This window comes from Agromyces sp. C10, assembly GCF_023217995.1.
GTDB lineage: Bacteria > Actinomycetota > Actinomycetes > Actinomycetales > Microbacteriaceae > Agromyces > Agromyces indicus.
In genome coordinates this window covers 72,118-96,844 of sequence record NZ_JALPSX010000006.1, presented here as the reverse complement: position 1 = coordinate 96,844, position 24,727 = coordinate 72,118, and the positions used below count along the sequence as shown (strand labels likewise).

At 72.2% G+C, this 24,727-nt stretch carries 21 protein-coding genes and 2 tRNA genes; 19 read left to right on the top strand and 4 right to left on the bottom strand.

The features are described 5' to 3' along the window. Positions 1–81 precede the first annotated feature (81 nt). Positions 82–567, bottom strand: coding sequence for an aminoacyl-tRNA deacylase (locus tag M1L56_RS08390; RefSeq protein WP_067950270.1), 486 nt, complete (start codon positions 565–567; stop codon positions 82–84). A 93-nt stretch (positions 568–660) separates the two neighbouring features. On the opposite strand from M1L56_RS08390, the gene dusB reads away from it, so the two are divergent. The 12 genes from dusB to M1L56_RS08330 all read left to right on the top strand — a co-directional run bounded on the left by dusB (position 661) and on the right by M1L56_RS08330 (position 13,954). Continuing rightward, a complete protein-coding gene (gene dusB / locus M1L56_RS08385) occupies positions 661–1,815 on the top strand; it encodes a tRNA dihydrouridine synthase DusB (RefSeq protein WP_374256287.1) in 1,155 nt (384 codons plus the stop codon). A 4-nt stretch (positions 1,816–1,819) separates the two neighbouring features. Continuing rightward, a complete protein-coding gene (locus tag M1L56_RS08380) occupies positions 1,820–3,079 on the top strand; it encodes a deoxyguanosinetriphosphate triphosphohydrolase (protein WP_248598871.1) in 1,260 nt (419 codons plus the stop codon). A gap of 49 nt (positions 3,080–3,128) precedes the next feature. Continuing rightward, on the top strand, positions 3,129–5,105 hold the full coding sequence (gene dnaG / locus M1L56_RS08375) for a DNA primase (protein WP_248598870.1): 1,977 nt from the start codon (positions 3,129–3,131) through the stop codon (positions 5,103–5,105). Positions 5,106–5,336: 231 nt separating this feature from the next. Further along, positions 5,337–6,971, top strand: coding sequence for an ABC transporter substrate-binding protein (locus M1L56_RS08370; RefSeq protein WP_248598869.1), 1,635 nt, complete (start codon positions 5,337–5,339; stop codon positions 6,969–6,971). Between the two features lie 86 nt (positions 6,972–7,057). Continuing rightward, positions 7,058–8,155 (top strand): ABC transporter permease, encoded by a 1,098-nt coding sequence (locus tag M1L56_RS08365; RefSeq protein WP_248598868.1) that lies wholly within the window; start codon positions 7,058–7,060, stop codon positions 8,153–8,155. Position 8,156: 1 nt separating this feature from the next. Then, on the top strand, positions 8,157–9,236 hold the full coding sequence (locus M1L56_RS08360; RefSeq protein WP_248598867.1) for an ABC transporter permease: 1,080 nt from the start codon (positions 8,157–8,159) through the stop codon (positions 9,234–9,236). Continuing rightward, a complete protein-coding gene (locus tag M1L56_RS08355) occupies positions 9,233–10,924 on the top strand; it encodes an ABC transporter ATP-binding protein (protein ID WP_248598866.1) in 1,692 nt (563 codons plus the stop codon). The genes M1L56_RS08360 and M1L56_RS08355 overlap by 4 nt, the downstream gene beginning before the upstream one ends. Further along, complete coding sequence (locus M1L56_RS08350; RefSeq protein ID WP_082847308.1) at positions 10,921–11,787, top strand: ATP-binding cassette domain-containing protein; 867 nt, start codon at positions 10,921–10,923, stop codon at positions 11,785–11,787. Before M1L56_RS08355 ends, M1L56_RS08350 begins: the two co-directional genes overlap by 4 nt. Further along, positions 11,784–12,725: a D-isomer specific 2-hydroxyacid dehydrogenase family protein gene (locus M1L56_RS08345; RefSeq protein WP_248598865.1), complete on the top strand. Its 942-nt coding sequence runs from the start codon at positions 11,784–11,786 to the stop codon at positions 12,723–12,725. Before M1L56_RS08350 ends, M1L56_RS08345 begins: the two co-directional genes overlap by 4 nt. A gap of 71 nt (positions 12,726–12,796) precedes the next feature. Next, positions 12,797–12,869, top strand: a tRNA-Asn gene (locus M1L56_RS08340). Positions 12,870–12,923: 54 nt separating this feature from the next. After that, positions 12,924–13,652: an AzlC family ABC transporter permease gene (locus tag M1L56_RS08335; RefSeq protein ID WP_374256282.1), complete on the top strand. Its 729-nt coding sequence runs from the start codon at positions 12,924–12,926 to the stop codon at positions 13,650–13,652. After that, complete coding sequence (locus tag M1L56_RS08330) at positions 13,649–13,954, top strand: AzlD domain-containing protein (RefSeq protein WP_248598864.1); 306 nt, start codon at positions 13,649–13,651, stop codon at positions 13,952–13,954. Before M1L56_RS08335 ends, M1L56_RS08330 begins: the two co-directional genes overlap by 4 nt. 41 nt (positions 13,955–13,995) lie before the next feature. Here M1L56_RS08330 and def read toward each other — a convergent pair whose 3' ends face one another. Continuing rightward, entirely contained in the window at positions 13,996–14,562 is a 567-nt protein-coding gene (def, locus tag M1L56_RS08325) for a peptide deformylase (RefSeq protein ID WP_248598863.1), read from the bottom strand. Positions 14,563–14,602: 40 nt separating this feature from the next. Here def and M1L56_RS08320 point away from each other — a divergent pair, with 40 nt between their 5' ends. From M1L56_RS08320 to M1L56_RS08290, 7 genes are all read left to right on the top strand, one after another. Further along, positions 14,603–15,520, top strand: coding sequence for a DMT family transporter (locus M1L56_RS08320; protein ID WP_248598862.1), 918 nt, complete (start codon positions 14,603–14,605; stop codon positions 15,518–15,520). A 157-nt stretch (positions 15,521–15,677) separates the two neighbouring features. After that, complete coding sequence (locus M1L56_RS08315; protein WP_248598861.1) at positions 15,678–16,919, top strand: glycosyltransferase; 1,242 nt, start codon at positions 15,678–15,680, stop codon at positions 16,917–16,919. A gap of 10 nt (positions 16,920–16,929) precedes the next feature. Next, positions 16,930–17,003 (top strand) — tRNA-Ile (locus M1L56_RS08310). A 128-nt stretch (positions 17,004–17,131) separates the two neighbouring features. Further along, a complete protein-coding gene (locus M1L56_RS08305) occupies positions 17,132–17,803 on the top strand; it encodes a VOC family protein (RefSeq protein WP_248598860.1) in 672 nt (223 codons plus the stop codon). Between the two features lie 93 nt (positions 17,804–17,896). Further along, positions 17,897–18,931: a 3-oxoacyl-ACP synthase III gene (locus M1L56_RS08300; RefSeq protein ID WP_067950239.1), complete on the top strand. Its 1,035-nt coding sequence runs from the start codon at positions 17,897–17,899 to the stop codon at positions 18,929–18,931. Between the two features lie 3 nt (positions 18,932–18,934). Next, complete coding sequence (locus M1L56_RS08295; RefSeq protein ID WP_248598859.1) at positions 18,935–21,571, top strand: alpha/beta fold hydrolase; 2,637 nt, start codon at positions 18,935–18,937, stop codon at positions 21,569–21,571. Continuing rightward, complete coding sequence (locus tag M1L56_RS08290; RefSeq protein ID WP_248598858.1) at positions 21,568–22,542, top strand: NAD(P)-dependent oxidoreductase; 975 nt, start codon at positions 21,568–21,570, stop codon at positions 22,540–22,542. The genes M1L56_RS08295 and M1L56_RS08290 overlap by 4 nt, the downstream gene beginning before the upstream one ends. A 51-nt stretch (positions 22,543–22,593) precedes the next feature. Here M1L56_RS08290 and M1L56_RS08285 read toward each other — a convergent pair whose 3' ends face one another. Together M1L56_RS08285 and M1L56_RS08280 are read right to left on the bottom strand one after the other, a co-directional pair. After that, complete coding sequence (locus M1L56_RS08285; RefSeq protein ID WP_248598967.1) at positions 22,594–24,057, bottom strand: flotillin family protein; 1,464 nt, start codon at positions 24,055–24,057, stop codon at positions 22,594–22,596. Positions 24,058–24,159: 102 nt separating this feature from the next. Then, positions 24,160–24,636, bottom strand: a complete 477-nt coding sequence (locus M1L56_RS08280; protein WP_248598857.1) for an NfeD family protein — start codon at positions 24,634–24,636, stop codon at positions 24,160–24,162. Between the last annotated feature and the right edge of the window lie 91 nt (positions 24,637–24,727).

Sequence of the window (24,727 nt, the reverse complement as noted above, 5' to 3'; positions counted from 1 at the left end):
AACACGCCGTCCGCACGCGTGCGCACGCGGCGTGTTGCGTCCTCTCGCGACGCAGCGCAGCCTGCGCAGCAGGCGCCCCGGCTACTCGGGGTCGGTGATGTCGGCGACGGTCGCGTCGAACGCGCGCACGAGCGCGTCGGCGTCGACGAACAGGCTGCGGCCGTGCTCGCCCGCGCCCATCGAGACCCGCCGGCCCGGGATCGTCGCGTCGACGATGACGGGCCACGGGGTCGTCGACCCGAGCGGGGTGATGGTGCCGCGCTCGTAGCCGGTCGCGGCGAGCGCGAGCGACGCGTCGGGCAGCTGCAGCTTGTTCACCGACAGCAGGGCGCGCAGCTTCGGCCAGCTGATCTTGCGGCCGCCGGGCACGAGCGCGAAGACGTACGTGTCGTCGCTCTTCTTGACCACGAGCGACTTCACGATGTCGGCCGGCGTGATGCCGAGCAACTCGGCGGCCTCCTCGAGGCTGCGTGCGGCCGGCCGCTCGATCACGTCGATGTCGAGGCTCCGCGCCGCGGCATCCGCCCGAACGCGCTCGACGCCGGTGAGCCCCTCGAACGCGGTCATGCGATCCTCCACAGTGCGGCCATGTCGGCATCCTAGGCCGACCCGCGGGGGCGCCGGGCGGGAAGGCCCGGTCGTCTGGGAGAATCGATGGCGATGCCAACGACCACGACCCCCTCACGCCCGCTCACGATCGGCGGCCTCGACCTCGAGGTGCCGGTCGTCCTCGCCCCCATGGCGGGCATCACGAACACGGCCTTCCGGCGGCTGTGCCGCGAGTTCGGCGCCGGCCTCTACGTCAGCGAGATGATCACGAGCCGCGCGCTCGTCGAGCGCACGCCCGAGTCGATGCGCCTCATCCGCCACCACGAGTCCGAAACCCCGCGCTCCATCCAGCTCTACGGCGTCGACCCGAAGACGGTGTCCGAGGCGGTCACGATGCTCGTCGCCGAAGACCGCGCCGACCACATCGACCTCAACTTCGGCTGCCCCGTGCCGAAGGTGACCCGCAAGGGTGGGGGAGCGGCCCTCCCGTGGAAGTCCGGGCTGTTCCGTGACATCGTCGAGGGCGCCGTGAAGGCCGCCGGCGCGGTCCCGCTCACGATCAAGATGCGCAAGGGCATCGACGCCGACCACCTCACCTACCTCGAGGCGGGGCGCATCGCCGAGGGTGCGGGCGTCGCGTCGATCGCGTTGCACGCCCGCACGGCGGCCGAGTTCTACTCGGGCCAGGCCGACTGGTCGGCGATCGCGAAGCTCAAGCAGACCGTGACGAGCGTGCCGGTGCTCGGCAACGGCGACATCTGGTCGGCCGACGACGCGCTGCGCATGGTCGACGAGACCGGATGCGACGGGGTCGTCGTGGGTCGCGGCTGCCTCGGCCGTCCGTGGCTGTTCGGCGACCTCGCGGCCGCGTTCCGGGGCGAGCACGTCAAGGCCGAGCCGTCGCTCGGCGACGTGGCCCGCACGTTCCGTCGCCACGCCGAGCTGCTCACCGAGTTCTTCGACAGCGAAGAGCGCGGATGCCGCGACATCCGCAAGCACGTCGCCTGGTACTTCAAGGGCTACCCGGTCGGCGGCGACCTGCGCGCGAAGCTTGCCACCGTCGAGTCGCTCGCCCAGCTCGACGATCTGCTCGGCACGCTCGACTGGTCGACCCCGTACCCCGGCGAGGGCGCGGAGGGACCGCGCGGCCGCGCCGGCACGCCGAAGAACCCCGCCCTGCCCGACGGCTGGCTCGAGTCGCAGGAACTCGCCGGCCACGACCGCGCGACCCTCGTCGACGCCGAGCTCGACACGTCGGGCGGCTGAGCGCGTGCGCGACCGACTCTTCGGCGGCTACCACGAGGCCGACGCCGAACGCTTCCTGCCCGAACAGCACGAGAACCGCCGACGCAGCGACTTCGCCCGCGACCGGGCCCGGCTCCTGCACTCGAGCGCCCTCCGACGGCTCGCGGCGAAGACCCAGGTGCTGAGCCCCACCTCGGGGCTCGACTTCGCGCGCAACCGCCTCACGCACTCGCTCGAGGTCGCGCAGGTCGGCCGCGAGCTCGCCGGCAGCCTGGGCCTCGACCCCGACGTGGTCGACACCGCGTGCCTCGCGCACGACCTCGGGCACCCACCCTTCGGCCACAACGGCGAGAAGGCGCTGAACACGTGGGCGGCCGACATCGGCGGGTTCGAGGGCAACGCGCAGACGCTGCGGATCCTCACGAGGCTCGAGCCCAAGGTGTTCTCGCCCGAGGGCCGTCCGCTCGGCCTCAACCTCACCCGGGCGAGCCTCGACGCGAGCTGCAAGTACCCGTGGCCCGAGATCGCCGGCGTCGGCGACCCGAGCGGCCGCAACAAGTTCGGCTTCTACGCCGATGACGTCGACGTGTTCCAGTGGATGCGACGGGGTGCCCCCGAGCGCCGGCTCTGCGTCGAGGCGCAGGTCATGGACCTCTCCGACGACATCGCCTACTCGGTGCACGACCTCGAGGATGCGATCGTCGGCGGCTACATCGACGTCGCGGCGCTCGGCCGGCGCGTCGACCACGACGACCTGGTGACGGCGATGCACGACTGGATCGGCGGCGCGATCGGCCACGACGAGCTGATCGCCGCCTTCGACCGGCTCGACTCGCTCGACGCGTGGCTCTCGTCGTGGGAGGGCAGCCGGCGCGACCAGGCCGCACTGAAGAACCTCACGAGCCAGCTCATCGGCCGGTTCGCCCACGCCGCGACCGAGGCCACGCGCGCGCACCACCCGGTCGAGAGCCTCATCCGGTTCGACGCCGACGTCGTCGTGCCGCGCGAGATCCAGGCCGAGATCGCGGTGCTGAAGGGCATCGTCGCCGCGTTCGTCATGTCGCGGAACACCCGGCAGCCCATCTACTCGCAGCAGCGGCAGGTGCTCACCGCCCTCGCCGACGTGCTCTGGGAGACGGGCGACGCGAACCTCGACGCGGGCTTCGCCGAGGACTGGCGCCAGGCCGCCGACGACGCCGCGCGCAAGCGGGTCGTCGTCGACCAGGTCGCGAGTCTCACCGACCAGTCCGCACTGGCCTGGTACGAGCGGCTCGTGCAGCGCTGACTCCGCCGTCCCGGCCGCGGGGCGGCATCCGCGGAATAGGATGATCACCATGGCGGGCCGCATTCGACAGAGCGATGTCGAAGAGGTGAAGGCTCGCACGAACATCGCCGACATCATCGGCGAGCACGTCTCCCTGAAGTCCGCCGGTGTCGGCTCCATGAAGGGCCTCTGCCCCTTCCACGACGAGCGCAGCCCGAGCTTCCACGTCACTCCCCAGCGCGGCTTCTACCACTGCTTCGGATGCGGCGAGTCGGGCGACGTCTACACGTTCCTGCAGCGCATGGACCACGTGACGTTCACCGAGGCGGTCGAGCGGCTCGCCGGCCGCATCGGATTCGAGCTCCACTACGAGGACGGCGGTCCGGCAGCCGAGCACGGCAACCGCGCCCGGCTGCTCGCCGCGAACCAGGCCGCGGCGGAGTTCTTCGTCGAACGCCTCGGCTCGCCCGAGGCCGAGGTGGGGCGCCGCTTCCTCGGCGAGCGCGGCTTCGACGCCGAGGCGGCGCGCCGGTTCGGCGTCGGCTTCGCGCCGAAGAGCTGGGACGCGCTCACGAACCACCTGCGCGGGCGCGGCTTCACGAGCGAGGAACTCGCGGCGGCCGGCCTCGTCTCCCAAGGCGACCGCGGCGTGTACGACCGATTCCGCGGGCGGCTCGTCTGGCCGATCCGCGACGTCACCGGCCAGACCGTCGGATTCGGCGCGCGCCGCCTGCTCGAGGACGACAACGGCCCCAAGTACCTGAACACCCCCGAGACCGCGATCTACCACAAGGCGCAGGTGCTCTACGGGCTCGACCTCGCCAAGCGCGACATCGCCAAGTCGCACCGCGTCGTCGTGGTCGAGGGGTACACGGATGTCATGGCCTGCCACCTCGCGGGCGTGACCACCGCGATCGCGACCTGCGGCACCTCGTTCGGCGTCGACCACATCAAGGTGCTCCGCCGCGTGCTGGGCGACGACTCCGGCGTGGGCGAGGTCGTATTCACGTTCGACGGCGACGAAGCCGGGCAGAAGGCGGCGATGCGCGCGTTCGGCGAGGAGCGGAGGTTCGCGGCGCAGACGTTCGTCGCGGTCGCGCCCGACGGCCTCGACCCGTGCGACCTGCGTCTCGCGCGGGGCGACGCCGCGGTGCGCACGCTCGTCGAGGCGAAGACGCCGATGTTCGAGTTCGTCATCCGGCACACGCTCTCGCGGTTCGACCTCGAGACGGTCGAGGGTCGCGTCAACGCGCTGCGGGCCGCGGCGCCCATCGTCGCCGACATCCGCGACCCGGCGCTGCGGCCCGGATACACGCGCGAGCTCGCGCGCATGCTCGGCGTCGAGCTCGGCGAGGTCAGCCGTGCGGTTCGCGCGGCGGAGGGCCGGGAGCGCGGAGGACAGGGTCGGGGCGAACGCGACGAGCGCGGGCAAGAGCGCCGAGGGCGGCCGGGGCCGGACGGCGGCCCCGGGGAGCGCCGCCGGCCCGAGGGCGGCGACGCAGCCCGGAACGCTCCCACCCTGGACGGCGAACCCGAACGCGCCTACTCGATCCGCCACCTGCCGAACGACCCGGCCACGCGCCTGGAGCGGGACGCCCTGCAGGCCATGCTCCAGTACCCGGAGGCGGTCGGGATCGACCTGCTGCGTCAGGGCGTCGACTGCCGGTTCGGCAACGCCACGCTCGCCGTGGTCCGCGACGGCATCGCCTCGGCGCTCGCCACCACCGCCACGGGTTCGCCCGCACCCGGTTCGACCGCGACCGCGACGGTGACCGTCGACCGCGTCGTCGCCGAGGTGCCTGCGCCGTTCGCGTCGATCGTGCAGCAGCTCGCGGTGCTCCCGGTGCCGCAGCGCAACGCCGTCGAGCTCACCGCCTACGTCCGGGGCGTCGTCGGCGCGCTCGTCGACCGCGAGCTGCTCCGTCAGAAGCAGGAGCTCCTCGGCCGGCTCCAGCGCACCGACCGCGGCGACACCGCGACCTACGCCGCGATCCAGCGCGGTCTCGTCGCGCTCGAGCAGGAGCGTCGCCGGCTGCGCGGCGACTGACGGCGACGAGGCTCGCCGCCGCGGCATCCGTCGCCCCGCCCATCGCCCGAACTGAGGGCCGCTCAGCGGCGCCCGTGCTCACCTGAGCACAAGGTTGCAGATCGGTCACATTCGAGCCCCGGGGACACCGCGCCCCGAACGGGGGACCGCCGTTGTGCTAGGCCTGAGAGATACGAGATCGCGACGCGGCGACCCCGCGCGCGGTCACCCGACAGGAAGAGGTAGACGGATATGGCATCCGCATCCACGAACCGCAGGCGCGCGCTCGCGTTCGCCGCGGGCTTCTCCGCCACGGCCCTCGCCCTCACCGGCTGCACGGCCGGCGGGAGCGACGACGGCGGCGACGCCGCCGGCACGCTGACGATCGGCACCACCGAGCAGATCACCGCGCTCGACCCCGCCGGCTCGTACGACAACGGCTCGTTCGCGGTCATGAATCAGGTGTACCCGTTCCTGATGAACACGCCCTACGGCAGCCCGGACGTCGAGCCGGACATCGCCGAGTCGGCCGAGTTCACGTCGGACACCGAGTACACCGTGACCCTGAAGGACGGCCTCACCTTCGCCAACGGCAACGAGCTCACCTCGTCCGACGTGAAGTTCTCCTTCGACCGACAGCTCGCGATCGCCGACCCCAACGGCCCGTCGTCGCTGCTGTACAACCTCGACAGCGTCGAGGCGCCCGACGACCTCACCGTCGTCTTCACGCTCAAGTCGCCGAACGACCAGATCTTCCCGCAGATCCTCTCCAGCCCGGTCGGCCCGATCGTCGACGAGGACGTCTTCTCGGCCGACGCGCTCACCTCCGACGACGAGATCGTCGAGGGCGAGGCGTTCGCCGGTCAGTACACCATCTCGAACTACAACTTCAACGAGCTCGTCTCCTACACGGCGAACCCCGACTACCAGGGCCTGCTCGGCGAGGCGAAGACCGAGACGGTGAACGTCCGTTACTACACCGACGCGTCGAACCTGAAGCTCGACGTCCAGGAGGGCAACATCGACGTCGCGCACCGCACGCTCAGCGCGACCGACATCGAGGACCTCCGCGGCAACGACAACGTGAAGGTCGTCGACGGCCCCGGCGGCGAGATCCGCTACATGGTCTTCAACTTCAACACGATGCCGTTCGGGGCGACCACGCCCGAGGCCGACGAGGCGAAGGCGCTGGCCGTCCGCCAGGCCATCGCGCACCTCATCGACCGCGACGCGATCTCGGAGGACGTCTACAAGGGCACCTTCACCCCGCTGTACTCCTACGTCCCCGAGGGGCTGACCGGCGCGAACGAGTCGCTCAAGGAGCTGTACGGCGACGGCAACGGCGCGCCCGACGCCGAGAAGGCCGCCGCGGTCCTCGAGGAGGCCGGCATCGAGACGCCGCTGGACATCAGCATCCAGTACGTCGCGGAGCGCTACGGCCCGTCGTCGTCGGACGAGTACGCGGTCATCAAGGACAGCCTCGAGGCCGACGGCCTGTTCTCGGTGAACCTGCAGTCGACCGAGTGGGTGCAGTACTCCGACGACCGCGTCGCCGACCTGTACCCGGTGTACCAGCTCGGCTGGTTCCCGGACTACTCGGACGCCGACAACTACCTCACCCCGTTCTTCCTCACGGAGAACTTCCTCGCGAACCACTACGACAACCCCGAGGTGAACGACCTCATCCTGCAGCAGGCCGTCACGGCCGACCCCGCCGAGCGCGAGGCGCTCATCGGCGAGATCCAGGAGAAGGTCGCGGCCGACCTGTCGACCCTGCCGTACATGCAGGGCGCGCAGATCGCCGTGGTGGGCGCCGACGTCGAGGGTGCCGAGGACACGCTCGACGCGTCGTTCAAGTTCCGCTACGCGGCGCTGTCGAAGGGCTAGCCACGGGCTAGAGTCGTTGAAGCTCGACGACGGGGGCGATCTGCTACCGCGGGTCGCCCCCGTTCCCCTGTACCCCTGAGGAATCCATGAGCACCACTGCTGACACCGTGTCCCCGTCGGAGGGCATACCCCAACCGGATCGGCCGAAGGCGAAGGCGCAGGGCGGCGGATTCGCCAGGTACCTGCTCATCCGCTTCCTGCTGATCTTCCCCACGATCTTCATCCTCGTCACCGTCGTCTTCTTCCTGATGCGGACCACGGGCGACCCGATCACCGCCGCGCAGGGCGGACGGCTCAGCGCCGACCAGCTCGCCGCACTGCGGGCCGAGGCGGGCTACGACCGGCCGATCCTCGTCCAGTACGTCGAGTACCTCGGCCAGATCTTCACGGGCAACTTCGGCGAGACCATCACCACGAACCGTCCGGTGCTCGAGGTGCTGCTCACCTACGGGCCCGCGACGCTCGAGCTGGTCTTCTACTCGCTCATCGTCGCCTTCGCCGTCGGCATCCCGCTCGGCCTGCGCGCCGCCTACCACCGCGACCGGCCGCAGGACGCGGTGTACCGCGTGCTCGCGATCCTCTGGTACGCCATCCCGATCTTCTTCGCCGGCCTCCTGCTCAAGCTCGTCTTCGCGGTGTGGCTGAAGTGGCTGCCCGTCGCCGGGCGGGCGACCGTGAGCTCCGAGATCCAGATGCAACTGCTCGACACGCGCACCGGGCTCTACACGATCGACGCGATCCTCACCGGCGACCCCCGGGTCGTCGCCGACGTGCTCTCCCACGCCGTGCTGCCCGCGATCGCGCTCGGCCTGCTCACCGCCGGCATCTTCCTCCGCCTGGTGCGCACGAACGTGATCGGCACCCTCGCGACGGACTACGTCGACGCGGCCCGCTCGCGGGGTGTCAGCGAACGCCGGCTGCTCAAGCGGCACGCGTACCGCCCGGCGCTCATCCCGATCATCACCGTCATCGGCATGCAGATCGCGCTCCTGCTCGCCGGCGCGGTCCTCACCGAGACGACGTTCGAGTGGAAGGGCCTCGGCTTCATCCTCGCCGAGTTCCTGGAATCGCGGGACTTCGTCGCCGTCCAGGGCATCGTCGCGCTGCTCGCCGTGATCGTCGCGCTCACGAACTTCGTCGTCGACATCATCGCGGCGTTCATCGACCCGAGGGTGAGGTACTGACATGTCGACGGCATCCGTCGCCACCGCCCCCGCCCCGCGTCGCCGCCTCGTCGACCGCCTGCCCGTGGTGCGGCAGGTCCGCCAGAGCGTCGGCCTCCAGCGAGGCATGCTCGTCGCCGGCCTCGTCATGGTCGGCGTGTTCCTGCTCACCGCGGCCCTCGCGCCGCTGCTCGCACCGTACGGCTACGCCCAGCGCCGCGATGACGCGGGCTCGTTCGGCACCCAGCAGCCGCCGTCACCCGAGCACCTGCTCGGCACGACCGTCGGGGGGTACGACGTGCTCTCCCGCGTCATCTGGGGTACGCAGACGGCGGTCCTCGTGATCGTGCTCGCGGTGCTGCTGTCGATCTTCATCGGCGTGGCACTGGGCCTGTACGCCGGTTACTTCGGCGGATGGCTCGACCGGGTGCTCGTCGTCGTGGCCGACGCGATCTACGCGTTCCCGTCGCTGCTGCTCGCGATCGTCATGTCGATCGTGATCTCCGGAGGGCAGTCGAGCCTCCTCGGCGGCGTGCTCGCCGCGGCGATCTCGATCATGGTCGTGTTCATCCCGCAGTACTTCCGCGTCATCCGCGCCGAGACCGTGCGCATCAAGTCCGAGGCGTACGTCGAGTCGGCCAAGGTGCTCGGGGCGTCGAACCGCCGCATCGTGTTCAAGCACGTGCTGCGCAACGCCACGCGCACGCTGCCGCTCATCATCACCCTGAACTCCTCCGAGGCGATCCTCACCCTCGCGGCGCTCGGCTTCCTCGGGTTCGGCATCGAGCCCACGGCAGCCGCCGAATGGGGCTACGACCTCTTCAAGGCGCAGTCGGATGTCACGAGCGGCATCTGGTGGACCGCGCTCTTCCCGGGTCTGGCCATCGTGTTCACGGTGCTCGGCATCACCCTCGTCGGCGAGAGCCTCAACGACCTCGCCGACCCGCGCCTGCGCGGCCGCCGCCGCGTGGCGCAGGCCGCGGGCGAGGTCGCCGAGACCTCGGTCGTTCCCGGCGGTACCCTCGTCGCCGGTCCCGGCGGACTGGGCGGCCTGGAAGACGGGGAGACGTTCGACGAACACGGGATCGAGGTCAAGCGATGAGCACGGTGGTCGACATCCGCAACCTGGGCGTCTCGTTCTCGACCGATGCCGGCGCCGTCAAGGCGGTCGACGACGTCAGCCTGTCGGTCGAGCGCGGCGAGGTCGTCGCGATCGTCGGCGAGTCCGGCAGCGGCAAGACCGTCACCGCCAAGACGATCCTCGGCCTGCTGCCCGAGACTGCCACGACGAACGGCGCCGTCGTGCTGTCCAACCGCGCCGGAACGGCCGAGCACGACGTCGTCACGCTGAGCGGAGCGCAACTGCGCGCCATCCGCGGCACCGACGTGGCCATGGTGTTCCAGGAGCCGTCCACGGCGCTGAACCCGGTCTACACGGTCGGCTGGCAGATCATGGAGGGCCTCCGCGCCCACGGCAGGGTCTCCAAGGCCGAAGCGCGGGCGAAGGCGATCGAGATCCTCGGCAAGGTCGGCATCCCCGACCCCGAGGAGCGGGTCGACCACTTCCCGCACCAGTTCTCAGGCGGACAGAAGCAGCGCATCGTCATCGCGATGGCGCTCGTGCTCGAGCCCGGACTCATCGTCGCCGACGAGCCGACCACGGCGCTCGACGTCACGGTGCAGGCCGAGATCCTCGACCTGCTCCGTCGGGTGCGCGACGAGTTCGGCACGGCGATCGTGCTCATCACGCACAACATGGGCGTGGTGGCCGACCTCGCCGACCGCGTGGTCGTCATGTACCAGGGACGCGTCGTCGAGGAGGCGTCGGCCCGGGAGCTGTTCGCCGCGCCGCAGGACGACTACACCAAGCGACTGCTCGCCGCCGTGCCCTACGTCGGTCACGGCGTCGCCAAGGCGGCCGAGCGGGCCGCGGCGCGGCCGGAGGGCTGGGCGACCGGCACGCCGGTCGTCGAGGCCCGCGGGCTCGAGATCGAGTACCCGGGCCGCCTCGGCCGTGCCGGCTTCCGTGCCGTCGACGGCGTCGACCTCGCGATCCGGCCGGGGGAGGTGCTCGGGCTCGTCGGCGAGAGCGGGTCGGGCAAGACCACCATCGGTCGCGCGATCGCCGGACTCACGAAGGTCACGGGCGGCTCGCTGAAGGTCCTCGGTCACGAGATGAACGGCATCCGCGAGCGGCAGTTCCGTCCGTCGCGCAGTCGCATCGGGTTCGTGTTCCAGGATCCGGCGTCGAGCTTCAACCCGCTGCTCACGATTGCCGAGTGCGTCGCGGAACCGCTGGTGATCCACGAGCGGGCCGTCGACGCGCGCGACGCGCGCCCGCGCGTGAACGAACTGCTCGAGGCCGTGCAGCTGCCCGCCGCGTACGGCGACCGGTACCCGCACGAGCTCTCCGGCGGCCAGCGGCAGCGTGCGAGCCTGGCCCGGGCCATCGCGCTCGAGCCCGAGCTGCTCATCGCCGACGAGCCGACCTCCGCGCTCGACGTCTCGGTCCAGGCGCGCGTCCTCGAGCTCTTCGCCGAGCTGCAGCGCGAGTTCGGGTTCGCCTCGCTGTTCATCAGCCACGACCTCGCCGTCGTCGACCTCCTCGCCGACCGGATCGCGGTGCTGTACCGCGGACGCCTCGTCGAGGAGGGGACCGGTGCCGAGGTGCTCGGGGCGCCGAAGGATCCGTACACGCAGCGCCTGCTCGCATCGCTGCCCGTGCCCGACCCGGTCGCGCAGGCGGAGCGCCGTGCCGAGCTGCACCGCCTCGACGAGGTCGCGCGATGAGCCGCGGCGTCACGCACGGCTACCCGGTGGTCACGAGCGACCTCTCGATCGAGTACCCGGCCCACGGGGCGAGTGCCGCTCACGTCGCGCTCCGCGGCGTCGACCTGCGGCTCGCCCCGGGCGAGGTCCTGGGCCTGCTCGGCTCCGCGGGCAGCGGCAAGTCCACGCTCGCGCGCGTGCTCTCGGGCGCGGCGTTCGAGCCGAGCGGCGCCGGCGGCGAGGTCCGCCCGGTGATCACGGGCGGCGAGGCGATCGTGCTCGGCACGCCGCTGCGCGGCATCCCGCGCCGGAAGGTGCCCGAGCTCCGGTTCCGGGTCGGCTACCTGGCGCAGGATGCCGCCCAGACGCTGCCGTCCGACCGCACGGTCGCCGAGATCATCGCCGAGCCGATCCTCGAGCGCGACCACCGCTACCCGCGGAAGGCGCTCACCACGCGCGTCGCGACGATGGTCGATGCGGTGCGGCTGCCGCTCGGGATGCTCGAGCGGTATCCGTACGAGCTCAGCGGTGGGCAGCGGCAGCGCGTGGCCCTCGCCCGCGCGCTCGTGCTCGGCCCGTCGCTCCTCGTCGCCGACCAGCCCACGGCCGGCATCGACCTCACCGTGCGCGACGCGGTCGCCGAGCTGATCGGCGAACTCCGCGACGGCCACACGTTCTCGTCGATCATCATCACCCACGACCTGCCGGTGCTCCGGCGCGTCGCCGACCGCATCGCGGTGCTCGACCAGGGCCGGCTCGTGGCGGCGGGCACGATGGACGAGGTCTTCCGCGACCCGGTGCACCCCTACGTCCGGGCGCTCGGCGCGGCGATCGACGGCGGGCACGCCGTGAGCGACGACCTCCGCCCCGAGCCGCGCGCGTGACCTCCGCGCCGACCGGCGGCCCGATCGCGATCGTGGCCGACGCCGAGCCGCGGTTCGCCGCCGCGGTCCGGTCGGCCGGCGGCGAAGTCGCGCCCGTCTCCGAGGCCACGCGCGGCCTGGTCTGGACCCACCCGGCCGGCGAGGCCGAGCTCGAGCAGTTGCTGCAGCGGCATCCGGCGATCTCGTGGGTGCAGCTGCCGTGGGCGGGCGTGGACGCGTTCGCGGGCCTGCTCCGCCGCCACTCCGGCGACGGCCGGACGTGGACGAGCGCCAAGGGATCGTACGCACAGCCGGTCGCCGAGCACGCGCTCATGCTCGCCCTCGCCGTCCTGCGCGAGCTGCCGCGCCGCATCCGCGCCGGGGAGTGGGCGCACGACGAACTCGGCCGCACCCTGCACGGTGCGCGGGTGGTGATCGTCGGCGGGGGCGGCATCACCGCCGAACTGCTGCGGCTGCTCGAGCCGTTCGGGGTGCACGCGACGGTGGTGCGGCGAACGGATGCCGCGGTGCCCGGCGCCGCCCGGACCGTGACGACCGCCCGGCTCCTCGACGCCCTCGCCGAGGCCGACGTGGTCGTCGTGACGGCCGCCCTCACCGAGGAGACGCGCGGGCTGCTCGGCCGCGAGGCGTTCGCGGCGATGCCCCGGGGTGCGGTGCTGGTCAACGTCGCACGCGGCGCGATCGTCGACACCGGCGAACTCGTCGCCGCCCTCGGATCGGGCCGCCTCGGCGGAGCGGGCCTGGACGTCACCGACCCGGAACCGCTCCCGGCCGGGCACGCGCTGTGGACCGCTCCGAACTGCATCGTGACGCCGCACGTCGCCGACACCGACGACATGACCGTCCCACTGTTCGCCGAGCGGATCGCGGCGAACACCCGCGCGTTCCTCGGCGACGGGGCGTTCGTCGGCGTCGTCGATCTCGAGGCCGGGTACTGACGGACCTGAGTCCGCCTCGGATTGGGAGTCCGGCGGTCGTTTTGCTAAAGTGATCGTTGCGCGGTGCGCGATCCTCCATAGCTCAATTGGCAGAGCAATCGGCTGTTAACCGATAGGTTCTTGGTTCGAGTCCAAGTGGGGGAGCTTCGAAGGCCGTCCGGTTCCCGGGCGGCCTTTCGCGATCCGGGAGGTCGACTGGTGTCCGACGATGCGGCCGCGGGCGCCGGCGCGGCCACCGATGCCGCCGCCGTCCGGACGGCGCGTCGCGACGGCATCGCCGTCGGCCTCGCGACCGCCGCCTACGGCGTCTCGTTCGGCGCCCTCGCGGTCGCCTCGGGACTCGACGTCTGGCAGGCGTGCTTCCTGAGCCTCGTGATGTTCACCGGCGGATCGCAGTTCGCGCTCGTCGGGGTCGTGGCATCCGGTGGCGTCGCCGCGGGCGGGTCGGCGATCGCGGCGGCCGCCCTGCTCGGGGTGCGGAACGTCGTGTACGGCATGCGCATGCGGCCGGTCGTCGGCAGTCGCGGCGTGGCGCACCGCGTGGCGGCGGCCTGGCTCACCATCGACGAGTCGACGGCGGTGGCCCTCGCGCAGAGCACCGACCGCGCGGCCCGCGTCGGATTCTGGGTGACGGGCGTCGCGATCTTCATCGGCTGGAACCTCACGACGCTCGCCGGCGCCCTGATCGGCGACGCGCTCGGCGACACGCGGGCGTACGGGCTCGACGCCGCGGCGGCCGCGGCGTTCCTCGGCCTGCTCTGGCCCCGGCTCAAACGGCTGCAGGCCGGCGCGACCGCGGTCGTCGCAGCGGTCGTCGCAACCATCGCCACCCCGGTCCTCACGCCCGGACTGCCGGTGCTCGTCGCGGCGCTCGTCGCCGTGGTCATCGGCTGGTTCGACCTGCTCGGGCGGAGGCGGGAGGCATGACCGTCTGGCACGTGATCCTCGTCGCGACCGCGGCCACGCTCGCCCTGAAGCTCGCCGGACACCTCGTCCCGGCGAGCCTCCTCGAGCGTGAACGCCCGGCCCGCATCGCCGACCTGCTGACCGTGGCGCTGCTCGCGGCGCTCATCGCCGTGCAGACGCTCGGCGCGGGGCAGGGGCTCACGGTCGATGCCCGCGTGCCGGCCCTGATCGTCGCGGCGGCCCTCTACGCGGTGCGCACCCCGTTCATCGTCGTCGTGGCGGTCGCGGCCGCCGTGGCCGCCGGCATCCGCCTCGTCGCCTGACCGGGGGCGACGGATGCCGCGCCGCGGGCGCCGTCGACCGGTCAGGCCTCCAGGTCGTCGACGCCGGGCATCCAACTCGCGCCGGGGCGGCCCCATCCGCGCTTGCGCGTGATCTTCTGCACGATGCGCTGGTCGTGGTCGTCGAGGCGGTCCATGTAGAGGACGCCGTCGAGGTGGTCGTACTCGTGCTGGAAGATGCGCGCGAGCCATCCGTCGGCCACGATCTCGAACGGCTCGCCCTCAAGGTCGGTGGCCCGTAGGATCGCCCGCTCGGCGCGGCGGAGCGCGAACCGCTCGCCCGGGAACGAGAGGCAGCCCTCCGACTCGTCATCGTCGTCGGGCATGCCCGGGACGGGCGGTGAGATCCACAGCTCGGGGTTGATCGCGACGCCGCGCCACGCCGTGCCCTCCTCGTCGGTCCAGCCGTACGTGAACACGCGCAGCGGCACCCCCGCCTGGGGTGCGGCCAGGCCCACGCCGGGTGCGGCATCCATCGTCTCGTAGAGGTCGCGCACGAGGGTCCGGATCTCGTCGTCGATCCGCTCGACGGGGGAGGCGGGCGCATGGAGCACGGGGTCGCCCGTGATTCGAATGGGGAGCACGGCCATTCGGCAAGGATATCGGCGGGGGAGCGGGTAGGGTCGTTGCGTGGATCCCGACCTCACCGAGTTGACCGAGCTCATCCCGCTCGATCCGCGGCAGTTCATCGGCATCCCGCTCGCCCTGATCGGTGCGGTGTTCCTCTCCCTGGGAGCGCAGTTCCAGCATCGCGGCGTCGTGAAGGTCGAGGCGCTCACCGCCGACACGCTCGGCAAGGGCCTGAACGGGCGCCAGCTCGCGCTGCTGCTCGCGCGGCCCTCGTGGGTGCTCGGCACGCTCATGCTGGGGCTCGCCATCGTCTTCCAGCTCTCGAGCCTGTACTTCGCACCGCTGATCGTCGTGCAGCCGCTCGGGGCGCTGGCGCTGGTCATCACGTCGATCCTCAACTCGCGCGTCAACCACGTGAAGCTCAGCCGGAAGTCGGTCGTGGCGATCATCATGTGCGTGGGCGGCGTCTTCGTCTTCGTCGGCGTGGCCGCCTTCACGGCGGTGAGCAAACCGGTGACGGACGGGCAGATCGTGACGATCCTGGTCATCCTCGGGGTGGTGCTCACCGCTGCGGCGATCACCTTCGGGCTGCTCCGCCATCGGATCCGGGCACTGTTCTACGTGATCATGGCCGGGGTCATCTACGGCTTCGTCGCGACGCTCGCGAAGGTCGTGCTGAACCGGGTCCAGCAGGGGGAGTTCGAGTGGCTCACCTTCCTCTGCGTGCTCGCCCTGCTCGCCGGCACCGGCCTCGGGGCGTACTTCGTGCAGAACGCCTACGCGAGCGGCCCGCCCGACCTCGTCATCGCGGGCCTCACCGTCGTCGATCCCATGGTCGCCGTCCTCATCGGCGTGATCGTGCTGGGCGAGGCGTCGCAGGCGCCGCTGTGGGCGATCTTCGTGTTCATCGTGACGGGCGCCATCGCCGTGTGGGGCGTGTTCCGGCTGGCGAAGAACCATCCGCAGACGAGGCTCTGACCGTCCGTCCGCGCGGCACCGGGCCCGTGGGGCGACGTCTCGTAGACTATCTTCGGATGAAGCCTCCGGCCATCGAGCCGGCACGGCCCCCGGCGACCGCCTGCGTGAGCCCGCCCGGGGCACTCCACCGCCCACGAACTGCGAGGTACAGCACCACGTGTCCGACACCCCGAGCACGTCCGCCGATACCGACGCGGAGCGTCCCCTCCGCATCCTGATCGGCGCCGACACCTTCGCGCCCGACGTCAACGGCGCCGCGCGCTTCGCCGAGCGGCTCGCCGCGGGACTCGTCGAGCGAGGCCATGACGTGCACGTCATGGCGCCGGCCGCGAGTCGGAAGCACGGCACGTGGAAGGAGGTGCACGAGGGTCAGGAGATGACCGCGCACCGCCTCTACAGCTGGCGCTGGTACCCCCACGACTGGCTGCGGTTCGCGCTGCCCTGGCGGATCAAGCAGAACAGCGCCAGGATCCTCGACCGAGTGCAGCCCGACGTGGTGCACTTCCAGTCGCACATCATCGTCGGGCGGGGGCTCTCCGTCGAGGCGCAGAAGCGCGGCATCCGCATCGTCGGCACCAACCACATGATGCCCGAGAACATGCTCGAGTTCTCCCTCATCCCGAAGGCGTGGCAGGAGTGGGCCGTGGGCCTCGCCTGGAAGGCCGCACGCCGCAGCTTCAGCCGCGCCGAGTCGGTCACCACGCCGACCCGCCGCGCCGCCGACTTCCTCGAGCGCGCGACGGGCCTCCGCGGCGTCCACGCGATCTCGTGCGGCATCGACGCGCACAAGTACGCCCCGAACTGGGAGCCGCGCACCGAGAACCGGATCATCTTCGTCGGACGCGTCACGCACGAGAAGCACATCGACGTCCTGCTCCACGCGATCACGCTGCTGCCCGACGAGCTCGACGTGAAGGTCGAGATCGTCGGCGGCGGCGACCAGAAGCGGAACCTCGAGAACCTGGCGGCCGAGCTCGGCATCGCCGATCGCGTGACGTTCACCGGCTACGTGACCGATGAGGAGCTCCGCGAGGCCTACCACCGCGCCTCCGTGCTCGCCATGCCCTCGATCGCCGAGCTCCAGAGCATCGTGACGATGGAGGCCATGGCGTCGGCGCTGCCGGTCGTCGCGGCCGACGCGATGGCCCTGCCGCACCTGGTCCACGACGGCGAGAACGGCTACCTGTTCGAGCCGGGCAGTGCCGAGGACCTCGCCGCGAAGCTGCGACTCGTGCTCGAGGCGGCCCCCGAGGAATACCGCCGGATGAAGGAGGAGTCGCTCCGGCTCATCGCCGCGCACGACATCCAGCGCACGATCACCACATTCGAGAATCTGTATCGTGGGAAGCCGGTGACCGACCCGGTCACCGACAACGCGCCGGCCGCGCTCTCCGAGTGATCCGGCGCGCGGGGCGGTAGCTCAGCCGGTCAGAGCAGTGGACTCATAATCCATCGGTCACGGGTTCAAGTCCCGTCCGCCCTACGTATCGTCCGTCTTGATGGCCGGTCCTCCTGCTCGGGCTCACGCATCGAGCCCGAGTATGGTGGACTCCGCTCGGCGTCCCCGCCCGTGAGCGCCGCGGGACGCCGGCCGGCTGCGAAGGAGACGCCATGGACGAGTCGACGAACCGGCCACGATCGATCTCCGCAGCCGACTTCCATCGGGGCCCCGGCGTCGCCGACTGGCGGGTGACGGCCACCGGGCCGCACGCCGTCTTCACGGCGACCTCGCTCGCCCACGCTGCACGGCTCGTCGAGCCGATCGTCGCCGCCGCCGAGCGGTTCGGCGTCCTCCCCGATGTCGACGTGCGTCCGGAGGCGGTGGTCGTGCGCATCCCGTACCGGGGGCCGGAGGGGATTCCGGCGGCGGCCCCCGACTTCGCAGCCGCCGTGTCCCGAGCCGCGGCCGAGCTGAAGCTCACACCGGATCCGTCACGCGCGCAGTCGATCGGCATCTACGTCGCGACGCATTCCCGGACCGACGTCCGCCCGTTCTTCGAAGCGGCACTCGGGTACGAGGCGTTCGGCGACACGGATGCCGTCGACCCGCTGCGCTGCGGCCCGCAACTCGCGTTCAACCCCATCGCCGGCGACGTCCCGGCGCGGGGCCGCACCCACCTCGACGTCTTCGTGCCGGCAGACCAGGCCCGCGCCCGGGTCGAGGCCGCCCTCGCGGCGGGCGGGCGACTCGCCGACGATTCGCACGCACCGGACTGGTGGTCCCTCGCGTCGCCCGACAATCACGGGGTCGATATCGCGGCGTGGACCGACACCGACGGCTGAGCGCCACCGGACCCGGCGGGAGCCGCCCTACATCGGAATGCGGCTGAGGGCAATGTCCGCGCGCCGCAGCGACATCGGAACTACTGTTTGAGCATGGCCGCTCACGTTCCGGGGAACGCGACCACCCGGCACCGCAACGTCTCGATGCTGTCCGTCGCGACCACCATCGCCAAGCGCGTCACGACCTCCGACGAGATCGAGCGGCGGCTGCTCCCGGTGCTCGAGCGGCTCTCGCTGCCGAGCGGGCTGCTGCAACGGGTCGCCGGGGTGCGCGAGCGCCGCAACTGGGAAGACGGCATGACCTTCGACTCGGCCGCGATCGACGCGGGGCGGCGCGCGCTCGAGAGCGCGGGGATCCGGCCCGATCAGGTGGGACTGCTCATCAACACCTCGATCACGCGGCCGCATCTCGAGCCGTCCGTCGCCGTGCGCATCCACCACGGGCTCGGTCTGCCCTCGTCGGCCATCAACTTCGACGTCACGAACGCGTGCCTGGGGTTCGTCAACGGGATGAGCCTCGCGGCCGGGATGATCGACTCCGGTCAGGTCGACTATGCGGTCGTCGTCGACGGCGAGGATGCCGACCAGGTGCAGCGGAACACGATCGAGCGGTTGCAGCGCGAAGGCATCGGCCGGGCGCAGTTCATGAGCGAGTTCGCGAGCCTCACGCTGGGGTCGGGGGCCGCCGCTGCCGTGATCGGGCGCACCGACCGGCATCCGGAGGGGCACCGCATCCTCGGCGGCATCACGCGGGCCGCGACGCAGTTCAACTCCCTCTGCGTGGGCAGCGTCGACGGCATGTTCACCGACGCGCGAGCGCTCCTCAAGGGCGGCATGGAACTCGTGACCGCCGCGTGGCGGGAGGCGAGGAAGCACTGGAACTGGGCCCAGATGGACCGGTACATCATGCACCAGGTGTCCGACGTGCACACCGACGCCATCGTGAAGGCCGCGAAGCTCGACCGGACGCGCATCCCGCTCACGTACCCCACGCTGGGCAACATCGGGCCGGCCTCCATCCCGATCACCCTCGCGCACGAGGCGCCGTCGCTGCGTCGCGGCGACCGGGTGCTCCTCATGGGCGTCGGGTCGGGGCTCAACACGTCGATGCTCGAGATGGCCTGGTAGGCCATGCAGGTTGCTGCAGCCGTGCCGCCGTCCGGGCTGCCCGGCCTGCCCGACGGCCATTCCCGCATCGTCCGTGCGGCCGGGGCCGAGTGGCACCTGCTCGACAACGGCACCGCGCTGGATGCCGCGGGCGTCACGCCGATCGGCACGCTCCTGTGCGTGCACGGCAACCCGACGTGGTCCTACCTCTGGCGCCGCCTGATCACCGGCGCCACCGAGGCGGCGCTGGGGGAGGACCCGCGACCGGCGTGGCGCGTCGTCGCCGTCGACCAGCTCGAGATGGGGTACTCGGCGAGGACCGGTCGGATGCGCCGGCTCGAGGACCGCGTCGCCGAGCTGGGCGCCCTGACCGACGAACTCGGCCTCGCGGGACCGGTCGTCACGGTCGGGCACGACTGGGGTGGTCCGGTCAGCCTGGGCTGGGCCGTCGACCACCCCGACCTCCTCGCCGGGGTCGTCCTGCTGAACACCGCGGTGCACCAGCCCGAGGGTCGACCCGTCCCGATGCCGCTCCGGGCGGCGCTCGCGCCGGGAGTCCTCGACCTGGCGACGCAGTCCACGCCGGCGTTCCTCGAGACGACCCTGTCGCTCGCCCGCCCCGCCCTGGCGCCGGAGGTCCGCGAGGCGTTCCGTGCGCCCTACGCGAACCCGGATCGCCGGCGCGGCATCCACGACTTCGTGGCCGACATCCCCGCCTCACCCGAGCACGCCAGCGCGCCCGAGCTGGACCGGATCGCGGCCGGCGTCGCCGACCTCACCGTGCCCGCGCTCGTCCTGTGGGGTCCTCGCGATCCGGTGTTCGGCGAGGCGCACCTGCGAGACCTCCTCGAGCGGATACCGCACGCGGACGTGCACCGCGCCGAGGGCGCCGGCCACCTGCTCGCCGAGGAGAGGGAGTACGCCGCCATCGTGCTCGACTGGGTCGCCGAGACCCTCGCACCGGCTCCCCATTCCGACGTGCGCCCATCGGACGGACGGGAGGCGCCGAGCGAACCGATCTGGGCTCCGATGGAGCGCAACGCGCGCCGCGGCGCGCCGGCGCTCATCGACATGGGCGCCGGCGCGGACGGCGCTCCGCGCGTCATCCGCTGGGCCACGCTCGCGCAGCGCGTCGACGAGCTGGCGCACGGCCTGGTGGCCGCGGGAGTCCGACCCGGCGACCGCGTGAGCCTGCTCGTGCCGCCGTCGGCCGACCTCACCGCGGTGCTCTACGCCGCCGTGCGCGTGGGTGCCGTGGTGGTCGTCGCCGACGCGGGGCTCGGCGTGCGCGGGCTCGGGCGCGCCATCCGTGGTGCCCACCCCGACGTCATCGTCGGCGCGCTGCCCGGCCTGGTCGCCGCTCGCGCGCTGGGCTGGCCGGGTCGCCGGATCTCGGTGGCCACCCTCTCCCGGACCCTCGCGCGCTCGCTCGCCGTGGAGCACTCGCTCGGCGACCTGCGACGACTCGGGAAGGCGCGGATCGCCGGCGGCTCCGAGCTCCCCGAACCCGAGCCGACGGATGCCGCGGCGATCCTGTTCACCTCGGGTTCGACGGGACCCGCCAAGGGCGTGCGGTACACCCACGGGCAGCTGAGTGCGTTGCGGGACGCGCTCGCGCGGCACTACGACCTCGGGCCGGACACGGGCATCGTCGCCGGATTCGCGCCGTTCGCGCTGCTCGGGCCGGCGCTCGGTGCGAGATCGGTCATCCCGCTCGGCGACGTCACGGCGCCGCGCACGCTCACCGCGAGCGCGGTCGCGGATGCGGCCGAGGCGGCGGATGCCACGGTGCTGTTCCTCTCGCCCGCCGCGCTCGCCAACGTCGTCGCGACCGCGGACGCGCTCCGCCCGTCGCAGCGCGCCGCACTGACGCGGATCCGCACGGTGCTCTCGGCGGGCGCACCGGTCCCGGTGCACCTGCTCGACCAGGTCGGCGAACTCGTCCCGAACGCCACCCTGCACACGCCCTACGGCATGACCGAGGGGCTCCTCATGACCGACATCACCCTCGAGGGCATCCGCGACGCCGCGACGACCGATGCCGACGGCACCGGAGGGGTGTGCGTGGGGTCGCCGATCGACGGCGTCGACGTGCGGATCAGTCCGCTCGACGACGACGGCCGGCCGACCGGAAGGCTCACGACCGACCCGGGCGTCACGGGGGAGATCGTCGTCTCCGCCCGGCACCTGCGGGACGGCTACGACCGGCTCTGGGCGGTGGACCGCCTCGCGAAGGCGCACGCGACACTCGAGGTGCGGCGGCACAGCACGGGCGATGTCGGCCACCTGGACGCCGAGGGGCGCCTCTGGGTCGAGGGTCGCCTGCAGCACGTCATGGTGACGGCGGACGGCGTGGTCACTCCGGTCGGCTTCGAGCAGCGCATCGAGACCGCCACGGGCGGGCGCCGCGCCGCGCTGGTGGGGGTCGGCCCGCGCGGCACGCAGGCGCTCGTCGCGATCGTCGAGGGCGGGCGGGCGCCCGGACTCGCCGATGCGGACCTCGCCGCATCGGTTCGGGCAGCCGCGTCCCGGCCGCTCGCGGCGGTCCTCACGACGCCGTCACTGCCGACCGACATCCGGCACAACTCGAAGATCGACCGGACGGCGCTCGCGCACTGGGCCGATGCGCTGCTGCGCGGCGAGCAGGCGGGTCGACCATGAGGGTGCTCGTCACGGGGGCGAGCGGCTATCTGGGAGGCGCCGTCGCGGACGAGCTCATCCGCGGCGGCCACGACGTGCGCACCCTGCAGCGGCGGCCCTCCCGGGTCGACGGCGCGCTCGACGTGCTGGGCGACGTGACGGATGCCGCTCGCGTGCGGACCGCGGTCGCCGGCATGGATGCGGTCGTGCACCTCGCCGCGAAGGTGTCGCTGGCCGGCGCGCCCGCGGAGTTCGATGCGGTCAACGTCGAGGGGACGCGGACGCTGCTCGACGAAGCGCGACGTGCGGGGGTCACGCGCGTCGTCCACGTCTCCTCGCCCTCGGTCGCCCATGCCGGCACGTCGCTCGTGGGGGACGGCACCGGGCGGGCGGATCCCGATCGGGCCCGCGGCGACTATGCGCGCACGAAGGCGCTCGGTGAACTGCTCGCGCTGGAATCCGACGCACCGGGTTTCGCGGTCGTCGCCATCCGTCCGCACCTCGTGTGGGGACCGGGCGACCCGCAGCTCGTCGGCCGGATCGTCGAGCGCGCCCGGACGCGGCGACTCCCGGTGATCGGCAACGGTGCCGCCCTCATCGACACGACGTACATCGACAACGCGGTGGCCGCGATCGTCGCTGCGCTCGACCGCGCGGAGCGGGTGCACGGGCGCGCCTACGTGGTGACGAACGGCGAACCGCGGCCGGTGGGGGAGCTGCTCGCCGGCATCTGCCGCGCCTGCGGCGTCCCGGCGCCCGCGTGGCGGGTCCCGGCCGGCGCGGCACGCGGCGCCGGTGCCGCCGTGGAGGCCCTGTGGCGACTCCGCCCGGGCCGCGACGAACCGCCGATGACCCGGTTCCTCGCCGAGCAGCTGTCGACAGCGCACTGGTTCGACCAGCGCCGCGTCCGCGAGGATCTCGACTGGGCGCCGACGATCACGATCGACGAGGGTCTCGCACGGCTGGCGGCCTGGACGGCGGCGCGGAACTGACCGGCGGCCCGGGTCGGGATGCCGCTGCTGCCGCACCCCGACCCGTGCGCATCAGTCGCGCGTGGCACCCACCGCGGTGCCGGCGGCGATGGAGCCGCCCGCGAGCCCGGCGAGGATCGCACCGACGTCGAGCCCGGTCAACGACTTCACGACCTCCGTGCCCTCGCCGAGCACCTGCCCGACGGTCTTGGTCATCGCGCTGGCCCCGTCGGTCGAGACCACGGTCAGCGTGTCGATGTTCGAGATGGGCTCGGCTGCGGCGCGCACGATCTCCGGCAGGCGCGAGATGATCTCCTGCGCGAGGGCGGCCTCGCCGTACTTCTTGAGGGCTTCGGCCTTCGCGTCCGTCGCGGCGGCCTCTGCCACGCCCTCCGCCTGGATGGCGGCCGCGCGCGCCTCACCCTCGGCGCGGACACCCGCGGCCAGGGCGACCTGGCGATCGCGCTCGGCCTCACCGGCGAATCGGACGCTCGTGGCCGCCGCCTCGGCGTCCTGCACCGCCGCCACCTTGTTGGCCTCGGCGATCTTGGTGCGCTTGTACGCGTCGGCTTCGGTCGCGGCGTTGGCCGCGTCGCGCTGCGCGTTCGCGCGCTGGACCTCGGCGTACGCCTCGGCCTCGGCCGGCTTGCGGATCTCGATGTCGAGGCGCTCCTGAGTCACGAGCGCCTGCTCGGAGAGCGCGTCACGCTCCTGCACCGCGACGAGCTTGTCCTGCTCGGCGCGGGCCAGCAGGCCCGAGGCCTCCGCCTCGGCGTTCGCGCGATCGGTCTCGGCCTTGATGGACGCCTGCTTGAGGCTCAGCGCCTTCTGGCGTTCCGCGACCTGCTCGGCGGCCTCGATCCGGGCGAACTCGCTGACGCGGGCCGCCTCGGCCTCGCTCACCTCGGCGACCTGGCGGGCGCGGGCGGCCTCGGCGCGCCCGAGGTTCGCGAGGTAGTCGCTGCCGGGCGTGGAGATGTCGCTGATGTTCAGCAGGTCGACCTGCAGCCCCTGCTCCGCGAGGTCGGTCTTCGTCTCGGCGACGACGCGGTCGGAGAGCGACTTGCGATCCGAGATGATCTGCTCGATCGTCATGTCGCCGACGATCGAGCGCAGCGAGCCCTCGAGCGACTCCTTGATGATCTCGGTCAGGAGGTCCTGCTGCGAGAGGAACCGCTGGGCCGCGCGGCGGACCCCGTCCTCGGTTCCGCTCACCTTGAAGTTGATCGATGCCTTGATGGCGATCTTGATGCGGTGCTTGTCGACGCCCTCCACCGTGATCCCGATCTGGCGCTGCTCGAGGGAGATGGCGAAGCCCTGCTGCAGGATCGGCCACACGAACGTGCGGCCGCCGATGACCACCCGCTGACCGGTGCCGCTGTCCGCGGACCGGCCGGCACCGCGGCCGACGATGATGAGCGCCTCATTGGGCGGGACGCGTCGGATGCGACGTGCGATGAACGTCAGCAGGCCGCCGATCGCGACGACGATCGCGATGATCGCGCCGATCTGGACGAGTTCGGACGAGAGGGGGATCACGGGGGTCCTTCCGGTTCGGGCGGGTGGTGCAGAGGTCGAACGTCGCCCGCACGGCGCGGGCAGACGGGGAGGGTCGCGCCGACGCGGCTCCCGGATGCGTCAGTCGCGGTCGGCGACGACCTTGACGCGGCTGCCGGCGTGCGCGACGACGCGCACGCGGGCGCCCTCGGGGATCGATCCGTCGGCGAAGGCGAGGCGGCGCTCCAGTTCACCGGGCCCGTCGAGGCTGACCTCGCCGCCCCCGGCGCCGATCTCGGAGGTCGCCACGCCGGTCAGGCCGACCGCTGATGCGGGGACGCCGTCGGAACTCGCGGCGAGCGATCGCACGGTGAGCGCGGAGACGACGTAGGCCGCGATCGCGAGTCCGATCGCGAGCACGTACGCCCAGACGAGGTCGAGGCCGCTGCTCGCCGTGATGGCGCCGGCCGCGCCGAAGACGGTCAGGGCCACCGAGAGCGCGGTGCCCGAGATCATCCCGTCACCGAGCTCGAAGTGGTCCAGCACGTCGCTGATGACGAGCGACACGACGAGGAGGGTGAGGCCGATGCCTCCCACGATCAGGAACGGAAGGAGCACGTGCGGCCTCTCTGCGGGCATCCCGGCGGGGGCGTGCACGCAGGGGGAGCGCGGCGCGAGCGGGGAGCGGGGTCGGTGGGTCGCGATCACC